At 67.0% G+C, this 1522-nt stretch carries 2 protein-coding genes and 1 pseudogene; all 3 read right to left on the bottom strand.

What is annotated here, in order from left to right; genetic code table 11:
• Window positions 1-167: 167 nt before the first annotated feature.
• A complete protein-coding gene (locus HLA95_RS27265; RefSeq protein ID WP_222185119.1) occupies window positions 168-1049 on the bottom strand; it encodes a 3'-5' exonuclease in 882 nt (293 codons plus the stop codon).
• Complete coding sequence (locus tag HLA95_RS27260) at window positions 1050-1349, bottom strand: hypothetical protein (protein WP_191062568.1); 300 nt, start codon at window positions 1347-1349, stop codon at window positions 1050-1052.
• Between the two features lie 20 nt (window positions 1350-1369).
• Window positions 1370-1522 (bottom strand): annotated as a pseudogene (locus HLA95_RS30120) (pirin family protein); the annotation flags it as partial.

Below are 1522 nucleotides of genomic sequence, written 5' to 3'. Positions count from 1 at the left end.
TCTCTCGGGTCCACATCCCGAGCTTCCACCACAGCCGTTCTGGCTCAGCAACCCATTCTCAAACAGGCTCTTAGAGCATTGCCTGCTCCAGCTCGTCGAGCGGTACGTTATCCGAGCGATCTCAAGGCGTGCTTCACTGTACCGGCTGTGGCGATGGGCGCCAGCGCTCAGCATCGGTCCGAAAAGCGGTCATAGGCATCGATGCGGGTGACCTGAAGCTGGACCGGGCGCCCGTAGATCTCCGCTTGAAGAAAGGCCAGTTCGGCTTCCCGGTCCGCCTCGTGGACATCGAGGTACCAGCCGCGTGGCGCCGGGCCCGTCCGATCGCTCCAGCGATAGCCGCGGGCTTTCAGCTGGTCCTTGCGGTCATAGGGGGAGTCTGCCGCAAAGATGCGCCAGGTCGGCGTGCGCGCCTGCGCCAGCAGCCTGGTGAGGGCGAGGATGCCGCTCTTGGGCAGCGGGGTCGCCAACAGCTCGATGGTGGCAAGACAATCGTTCTCGGCCCGGTGACGGTCGTAGAAGAACCCGGCACCTGCAGCGAGATAGGCGAGCTTGAGCCCTTCATGACCCTCCGCCGCCCAGTCGACCTGCGCCATTGAGCAGGCCCAGGGCTTGCGGGCGAAGAGCGGGCAGAACCGCTCCAGGAAGCGCCGGTCGAAGGCGGCGTTGTGCGCGATCACCAGTGCTGCCGATGCGGCAAAGGCGGCCACCTCGGCAGGATCGATGGTTTGGCCGGCCACCATCGCGTCGTCGATCCCGGTGATCGCAGAGATCTCCGGCGGGATCGGCTGTGCGGGCTGCCGCAGGCGCTGGAACACGCCGCCGACCGCGAAGATCCGACCGTCCAGGGCATAGGTGAACGGGACCATCGCCAGCTCGATGATCTCGTGCTGGACCGGATCCAGGCCGGTTGTCTCCACGTCCACGAACAGCCCGATCCGGGTGGCCGACCCATCGGCGAGGTGTGGCTGCCGGCGCGGCACGAGACGGCGGAGCACGCGGTAATCACCGCTTGCCTCCAACCTCTGCGCCATGTCCTTCAGGTCCATCTATCCCGCTTCGCCGGTCATCCCGCCGCGTCCGCGCCTGCCCGAAGCACGACTGCCCCGCCGATCATGGGGTGGCCTGCCCGTACGGCGCTGCCGGGTGGACCAGCCGTAGCGGGGGTCGTCTTGGATCAGGTCGAGATGGCTGCGGATCCGGTTGCGCTCCAGCCAGCCGATCACGGCCTCCAGCTCGGCCTGGGTCATGACGCCCCGCGCCTTGCCGAACAGCCGCTTCAGCACGGCGTTGTAGGCATGGTAGTCGCAGGGCTGGCCCGGTAGGCTCGTCTCCGCATCCTCGATCACCTGAGGTTATCAGCAGTCAGTCAAGGATAGTGCACGCCCCCTTCGGCCCGCAGCGGGTCATCCTGCCTGCTGGGCAGAGGGATGAATTCTGACTCGTCGCCCGGCACGGTGTCGAAGCGGCCGCGCGCCCATTCCTCCTTGGCCGCCGCGATCCGCTCAGGCCGCGAGGAAAC

It is taken from the genome of Geminicoccus harenae (genome assembly GCF_019800005.1).
GTDB lineage: Bacteria > Pseudomonadota > Alphaproteobacteria > Geminicoccales > Geminicoccaceae > Geminicoccus > Geminicoccus harenae.
The sequence above is the reverse complement of the archived record's forward strand: the minus strand, read 5'-3'. Positions and strand labels throughout refer to the sequence as shown.